General features: G+C 48.2%; 8 protein-coding genes. 2 read left to right on the top strand and 6 right to left on the bottom strand.

Going from position 1 to position 7,722, the window contains the following annotated elements; translation table 11 throughout:
* Both rho and trxA read right to left on the bottom strand, forming a co-directional pair.
* Positions 1 to 698, bottom strand: a 698-nt coding sequence (gene rho, locus B3180_RS01390) for a transcription termination factor Rho (protein WP_286842498.1), incomplete at its 3' end; no start/stop codon positions are given.
* 249 nt (positions 699 to 947) lie between these two features.
* Positions 948 to 1,274, bottom strand: a complete 327-nt coding sequence (trxA, locus tag B3180_RS01385; RefSeq protein ID WP_054490132.1) for a thioredoxin TrxA — start codon at positions 1,272 to 1,274, stop codon at positions 948 to 950.
* Between the two features lie 91 nt (positions 1,275 to 1,365).
* Between trxA and rhlB the strand changes: the two genes are divergently transcribed.
* Both rhlB and B3180_RS01375 read left to right on the top strand, forming a co-directional pair.
* Complete coding sequence (gene rhlB, locus B3180_RS01380; RefSeq protein ID WP_199493801.1) at positions 1,366 to 2,646, top strand: ATP-dependent RNA helicase RhlB; 1,281 nt, start codon at positions 1,366 to 1,368, stop codon at positions 2,644 to 2,646.
* Positions 2,609 to 3,574 (top strand): Ppx/GppA family phosphatase, encoded by a 966-nt coding sequence (locus tag B3180_RS01375; RefSeq protein WP_278358875.1) that lies wholly within the window; start codon positions 2,609 to 2,611, stop codon positions 3,572 to 3,574. The genes rhlB and B3180_RS01375 overlap by 38 nt, the downstream gene beginning before the upstream one ends.
* Here the strand turns inward: B3180_RS01375 and hemB are convergent.
* From hemB to tatC, 4 genes are all read right to left on the bottom strand, one after another.
* Complete coding sequence (gene hemB, locus B3180_RS01370) at positions 3,571 to 4,578, bottom strand: porphobilinogen synthase (RefSeq protein ID WP_278358876.1); 1,008 nt, start codon at positions 4,576 to 4,578, stop codon at positions 3,571 to 3,573. The genes B3180_RS01375 and hemB overlap by 4 nt on opposite strands.
* 17 nt (positions 4,579 to 4,595) lie before the next feature.
* Entirely contained in the window at positions 4,596 to 6,374 is a 1,779-nt protein-coding gene (locus tag B3180_RS01365) for a sensor domain-containing diguanylate cyclase (RefSeq protein ID WP_222235893.1), read from the bottom strand.
* Positions 6,367 to 7,158, bottom strand: a complete 792-nt coding sequence (locus B3180_RS01360; protein WP_278358877.1) for a TatD family hydrolase — start codon at positions 7,156 to 7,158, stop codon at positions 6,367 to 6,369. The genes B3180_RS01365 and B3180_RS01360 overlap by 8 nt, the downstream gene beginning before the upstream one ends.
* Positions 7,148 to 7,722, bottom strand: a 575-nt coding sequence (gene tatC / locus B3180_RS01355; RefSeq protein WP_286842489.1) for a twin-arginine translocase subunit TatC, incomplete at its 5' end; no start/stop codon positions are given. The genes tatC and B3180_RS01360, both read right to left, overlap by 11 nt.

Here is a 7,722-nt window from a genome sequence, read left to right as displayed (position 1 = left end):
TCAAAGGTTGAGGCAACCACTTCACCATGCACCAGGCGATGCATTTCGGTAACTTCTTCCGGACGCTCATCAATCAACAGAACGATCAGTTCAGCATCCGGGTGATTCGCCGCAATAGAAGTCGCAATATTCTGCAATAGTAAGGTTTTACCCGCTTTTGGTGGCGCGACAATAAGCCCGCGCTGACCTTTCCCGATAGGGGCAGATAAGTCCAGTACCCGTGCCGTGATATCTTCTTTACTGCCGTTACCACGCTCTAAGTGAAAACGCTCTTCCGCATGCAGCGGTGTTAAGTTTTCAAATAAGATTTTATTGCGGGAGTTTTCAGGCTTGTCGAAGTTAACTTCGCGAATTTTCAGCAGGGCAAAATAACGTTCACTGTCTTTCGGTGGGCGAATTTTCCCGCCGATAGTGTCACCCGTACGCAGGTTAAAGCGACGAATCTGGCTTGGGGAGACGTAAATATCGTCCGGACCAGCCAGGTAAGAGGAGTCGGCTGAACGCAAGAAGCCGAAGCCATCCTGCAGAATTTCCAGCACACCGCCACCGTGAATGTCTTCACCACTTTTAGCATGCGCTTTTAAAATAGCGAAAATGATGTCTTGCTTGCGCAAGCGGGCCATATTCTCAAGGCCCATTGAGTCCGCGAGCTGAACTAGCTCGTTTACGGGTTTGTCTTTAAGTTCTGTTAGATTCATAGGAGGGTTTTCGAGTTATCGATTGAACACAAAGCCTTTTTTAATTTGACTCTAGAAAGTAAAACAATTGGAACTTTCGGAATTCGCGAAGTGCGAAACCAGAAACAGAAGTTTCATTTTAAAACAGGTTAACCGGTGGAGTTGGTGAACCCGTATGAACAGTTAATGAGCAGAAGTTATCACCAAAAAAGCAATCCGTCCAGTTTTCTCAACAAAAACGGCGCATAACGCGCCGCTTTTTGACAATCATTAAATATGCTGCTCAAGGAACTCGGTTAACTGAGCACGTGATAATGCGCCCACTTTGGTTCCAACAACTTCACCGCCTTTAAACAACAATAACGTTGGAATGCCACGAATGTTGTACTTAGGTGGTGTTTGTTCATTATGGTCGACATTCAGCTTGCCGATAACCAATTTGTCAGCGTATTCGCTGGCAATGTCATCAAGAATAGGCGCTACCATTTTACATGGTCCACACCACTCAGCCCAAAAGTCGACTAATACGGGTTTATCGGAATTAATGACATCAGCATCAAAACTGTCATCACTTAGCTGAACTATTGCGTCACTCATGGTACTCTCCGCTACTTTCTTCGCGTGGAAATATTAGAATAGTATTATTTCTGTTTTTGAATACAAGCGCAAACTGATATGCTTATAACTTATGACTAAAACACATCTTACAGAAACTCGCTTTGCTGATTTGGCGCTTCACCCCAAAATCCAGCAAGCAATATCCAGTGCCGGATTCGAGTATTGTACTCCAATTCAGGCGTTAAGTCTGCCTGTTGCTCTCTCTGAGCGTGATGTTGCCGGCCAAGCCCAGACAGGTACAGGAAAGACCTTGGCATTTCTGCTGGCTACTTTCAACCGCTTAATGCAGAACGAATCGTCCGAAAAAACAGAATCGGGGCCGCGTGCACTCATTATGGCTCCTACTCGCGAACTGGCTATTCAGATAGCGCACGACGCCGATGCTCTTATTGAGCACTGTGGATTGAAAATGGGCGTTATCTATGGCGGCGAAGGTTACGAAGGCCAAAAAGAGCAGCTAGCTTCACAACCCGACATACTGGTTGGTACCACAGGGCGACTTATCGATTTTTATAAGCAAGGTCTGTTCAGTCTCAACGACATTGAGGTTGTGGTTCTGGATGAAGCTGATCGCATGTTTGACCTTGGCTTTATCGATGACATTCGTTATTTGTTGCAGAAAATGCCGGAGCCGGCCAAGCGCTTAAACCTGCTGTTTTCAGCAACATTGTCTTATCGCGTGCAAGAACTCGCCTACGAGCACATGAACGCACCAACTAAGCTTGAGGTCGAACCGTCACAGAAAACCGCGACACGGGTAACCGAAGAGTTGTTCTACCCCTCGAAGCCGGAAAAATTCCCGTTATTACTCACGCTTATTGAAGAAGACTGGCCGGATAAAGCTATTGTTTTCGCAAATACCAAGCATGGTTGTGAGAAAGTACACGGCTGGCTGGTTGCGAATGAACACCGCGCAGGTCTGCTCACCGGCGATGTCCCGCAGAAAAAACGCTTACGCATTCTGGAAGACTTTGCCGAAGGTAAACTCGACTTTTTAGTCGCAACCGATGTTGCGGCCCGTGGTCTGCATATTCCCGAAGTGACGCATGTGTATAACTTCGACCTGCCTGACGACTGCGAAGACTATGTACACCGTATAGGCCGTACCGGACGTGCCGGTGCCAGTGGTGCAGCTATCAGCCTGGCGTGCGAAGAGTACGTCTACAACTTACCGGCTATTGAAGACTATATTGGTCACACCATTCCGGTCACCAAATACGACCCTGACGCTTTACTGTCAGACTTAAGACGCCCTCGTCCTGTACAGCGTCGCCGTCGCCACAACTCCGGCGGCGGAGGCAAGGGTAAGCCTCGTGGTCGTCGCTCAGGACCACCGCGCAACGCGTCGTAATATGCCTGCAAAAAAGCGCAAACTCGCTGCCATCGACATGGGATCCAACAGTTTTCATTTGTTGATGGCAGAAGTTTCCATGACTGGGTTCTTCCCTAAACCCCGTATTTTGGCCCGCCATAAGCAAAAGGTTCGTTTAGCTGACGGACTCGATGAAAATGACAGCATAGACGACCCAGCTATTTCACGCGGTGTACATTGCCTGAATTTGTTTGCGAAAGAGCTTGAACGTTTTCAGCCACATGCCGTTAAAGCAGTGGCGACTGCTGCTTTGCGTAAAGCCAGTAATCAAGCACAGCTTCTTGCGAAATTTGAAGCTGTGCTGGGCTCTCCCATTGAAATCATTACCGGTGAACGCGAAGCCGAATTGATCTATGCCGGCGTTTGCAGTGCTTCTCAATGCAAAGACAAGGTCCTTGTCATTGATATTGGCGGCGCCAGCACGGAAGTTATTGCAGGCAATGGTCCCCAGGCCAATATTCTCAACAGTCTCGATATGGGTTGTGTGGTTTTTCAAAACCGCTTCTTTAAACAGGGGCGCATTGACAACGAAAGCATTGAGCAAGCGTCACAAACCGCCGAGCAGTTACTTGCTCCCTATGTTGATGACTACCAAAAGCATGGCTGGTTAAGAGTATTGGGAGCGTCAGGTACTTTTCGTGCAATCAGTGAAATTGCGACAGCAGAAGGCCTGCAGGTACTAAGCCGGGATTGGTTAGGTCAACTGATTCAGCGCTGTATTGAACAGGGGCAAGTAGAGCGTCTGAATTTTGCGGGTTTAAGGGATGACCGTCGGGCTGTTCTAGTTGGTGGAATCACCATACTGTTTGCCGTGCTAAAAACACTCAATGTCGATAAATTTGAGGTTACTACAGGCGCGCTGCGCGAGGGGCTACTCGCACAGCTTGCCAATGAAATCACAGCTTAACGTTTCTTCTCAGCTAAGTGTTGTGCAACCGTTTTTGCAAAATAAGTGAGAATGCCGTCGGCGCCTGCACGCTTAAAGCTTAACAGACTCTCTTCGATAACATCCTGACCTAACCAACCGTTAGTAATGGCAGCCTGTAGCATGGCGTATTCGCCGCTCACCTGGTAAGCGAAAGTTGGTACCCCAAAGTTGTCTTTAACCCGGCGCACGATATCCAAATAAGGCATACCCGGTTTTACCATAACCATGTCGGCGCCTTCCTGAATATCCAATGCTATTTCCTGTAAGGCTTCATCTGAGTTTGCAGGATCCATCTGATAGGTCTTTTTATTGCCCCCCTTCAGGTTACCTGCAGAGCCGACAGCATCGCGGAACGGACCGTAGAACGCACTGGCATATTTAGCCGAGTACGCCATAATTTGTGTATTAATAAAACCTTCAGATTCCAGCGCGCTTCGAATAGCACCAATGCGGCCGTCCATCATATCCGACGGCGCCACAACGTCAGCGCCGACGCGCGCATGAGACAAGGCCTGTTTGACTAAAATGTCGGTAGTAATATCGTTCTGTACATAGCCGCTGCCGTCGATAATGCCGTCCTGGCCATGAGTCGTGAACGGATCCAGAGCAACATCGGTCATAACACCCAGTTCAGGAAACTGCGCTTTTATCGCTTTAACTGCACGCTGGGCTAATCCGTTATCGTCATAAGCAGCCTCTGCCATTTCCGACTTTGCCGATGCCGGCGTAACGGGGAATAATGCGACCATAGGAACACCCAGGCCGACCAGCTCTGCACATTCCTGAAGCAGTAAGTCGATACTGACGCGTTCAACACCAGGCATGGAGCTGACTTGTTCGCGCTGACTGTCACCTTCCAGTACAAACATCGGATAAATGAGATCATCAACGCTTAACTGATTTTCCGCCACAAGCCGCCGGCTAAAGTCATGGCGGCGTAAGCGTCGCAGTCGTCTGCCCGGAAAAGCACCCTGGTTTATCATCTTTGACTCCTAATTAGTTACTGCACCGCAACTCGGTCGCGGCCGTCATGTTTCGCGGCGTACAATGCGTCATCTGCGGCTTTAAAGAGTTCATCAACGTTATCAAAAATACGTGCACTGGTGGAGATAACGCCAACACTCAAGGTAATTTTAAGCAAGCCGGCATTGGTTTCAAACTCAGTTTCACGAACTTGCTCAAGCAATTGTTTTGCAAAAATCTCAGCTTCCTGTAAGTCGGTTTCAGGAAGAATGATGGCAAACTCTTCTCCGCCATAACGGCACACAATATCAGCAGCACGCTTTGCATGTTTCTGCATTAAACTTGCCAGCTGCTGCAAGATTTGGTCACCTGCCAAATGCCCGTGGGTGTCATTAACGGGCTTAAAGTGATCAACGTCAATCATTAATAACGCCAGTGGCAACTCACGGCGTAACGTTCGTCTTAGTTCTCTATCAAGATGCTGTTGAAAGTAACGGCGATTATAAAGCCCCGTTAATGGGTCTTCAGTGTTCTTTTGCTCCAGCTCGGTATTTACATCCTGCAATTCTCTTAAAGCGACTTGCAGCTCAAATGTACGTTCATCAACGCTTTCTGCAAGCTCACGGTTATAGCGTTTCTCGGCCAGCAGCCGCTCTTTGCGTTGTTCGCTATAACGTACAGCCAGAACCCAGGACAGCAGCAGGATCTCAATACCGGAGCCTATCATAATGGCATGGCGTTGAATGAACATGCTGTCAATAACGCCAAGGTATCCCAGCGAGTTAGCAACAACCGAGACCAGTAAACTGCACCAGGCCAGCGTGAAAATACGGGCGTAGACAAAGCCTTTACGCCACATGTAGGCGCCGACAAGTAACAGGAATAGACATCCCGGCACAGCCAGACTCAGCAGCACGTGGATACTGATTCGATAACTGGCAAAAATTGCAATTAACAGGCTGATAGCGGACAGAAACGCCATAACCATCAGCCCCCGGCCCCATGTGTACCGATAACGCTTAAGTTCAAGCAGCTGATAAGCAAATAAGGCAGCCGTTAAAAAGGTTAAACTCCCGAATATGGGAATCCCTTTATCTTGCAAATACAGGGAATTAGGCCAAAGGTAATGGAAACCCAGCCCCTCCAGCGACAACATAAGGCCGGCAAAAAATAAGGTATAAAGTGAGTAAACGCCAAACTCCGGTTCCCGTGAAGCGATAAAACCAAACAAGTTATATACCGCCATACAAAGCAAAACACCAAAGTAAACACCTTCAGCTATCCGTCGGTTCATTTGCGTTTCAAAGAAACCAATTTCGGTTCGCACTGCAATAGGCAGACGCATAGAGCTTTGAGTATTGGTTTTTATGTAAATCTCACCGTTGGTATTTTCAGGTAATGGGACAGCAAACTCTGAAGTGGGTATCGGCCTCTCACCGAACGGCACCGTGTCACCCATCTGGTAAGTTCTTACCCCTTCAGGCTGAATGATATAAATGGTCAGCTCGTCGAGTAACGGGTAGGCAATGTGCAGAATACGATCGTAGGGTTTATTTTCAAGTTGAAAACGAAACCAATATTCGTCACTGGTATAACCAAAGGATGCCCGATCACTCTCCAGTTTTGACCATTGGCTGGCTGACAGGTTTCGGACTGTTTCCAGGTCGAGTTTTTGCTCGCTGTGAGTATATTCAATGGAAAGTTCCGACTGGCTTGTCGGTAACAGTTGCGCCTGAGCTGCGGGCATCATTACCACCAGCAGAACGAAAGCTGTCACTAACCACTTCAACACATTCAGCGAGAATGCTTTAGTCACTTTGTTCTCCCGGCCCAAAAAAACGCTCAGTGTTTGCGTAGGTTAACTCTGCTAACTTTTGCGTTGATATCTGCAGATGCTTTGCCAGCGTTTCACCGATAACAGGTAACAATGCGGGCTCGTTCATTTTAGGACGCGGTTTAATACCTCTGGGCAATAAAAACGGCGCATCCGTTTCTAAAACCAATCTGTCGAGTGGCAAATTAGGCAGCGCCGCTACCAACTCCTGATTACGCCGGTCATCACACAGCCAACCGGTAATACCAAACCAGTGACCGCGCTTGGCATAGCGTTTCAGTTCATCGGCACCACCTGTAAAGCAATGCGTTAAACATAAGGTGTTATCAGCACAGTATTGGTTAAGCAGCTCAATTTGTCGGTCAATGGCGTCACGTTCATGCAAATAAAGCGGCAGGTTGAGCTCATTAGCCAGTTCAATTTGCGCAACAAATACAGCTTCTTGCTCGGGCCTGGGAGAATAGTTGCGATTAAAATCGAGTCCGCACTCTCCTATAGCAACGACGCCAGCGTGCTGGGCTAACTCTTTTAACTTTTGTTTGTAGTCCGCGGGCGCTTCACCGGCATCATGAGGGTGAATACCTACAGTCATCACCAATTGCTCAGGAAACTGCTGACACAATTTAATGGCCTGTTCAGCCTCATCAATAGAGGTTGATATGATCAGTTGCTTCCGCACCTCTGCTTGCTGAGCCCTCAGCATGACGCCATCCAGGTCCTTCAACAGTCGTTTATTGGTTAGGTTTACGCCCGCATCAAACCACATCGTCCTCTTCCTTTTTACCCGGCGTATACCAACGGCTGACTTGTAAGCCCAACTCGAACAACATCCACATGGGTATTGCCAGCAAAGTTTGAGAAATAACATCCGGAGGTGTTAACAACATTCCGATAGCGAAGGCACCAACAATAATATAAGGCCGTTTTTTCGCCAGCGACTCCCGACTGCAGGTTCCCGTCCAAATAAGCAGCATAATGGCAACTGGCGTTTCAAACGCAATACCAAACGCGACGAAGATAGCTAAAACAAAGTCGAGGTAACGGGATATGTCTGTAGCTACTGTGACACCCTCCGGTGCTGCGCCGGTAAAAAACGCCATAGCAACAGGTAAAACCACAAAGTAAGCAAAAGCAATGCCGGCATAGAAAAGTAACGTGCTGGTGGCCAAAAGCGGAATCACTAAGCGCTTCTCGCGTCCATACAAGCCCGGCGCAATAAACCCCCACACTTGCCATAATAAATAAGGAACCGCCAGCGCCAGGGCTACCACCAGAGTTAATTTAAAGGGCGTGAAAAAAGGGGCGGCGACGTCTGTCGCTATCATTTGCG

Source organism: Idiomarina sp. UBA4206, assembly GCF_002383015.1.
Taxonomy (GTDB): Bacteria; Pseudomonadota; Gammaproteobacteria; order Enterobacterales; family Alteromonadaceae; genus Idiomarina; species Idiomarina abyssalis.
The sequence above is the reverse complement of the archived record's forward strand: the minus strand, read 5'-3'. Positions and strand labels throughout refer to the sequence as shown.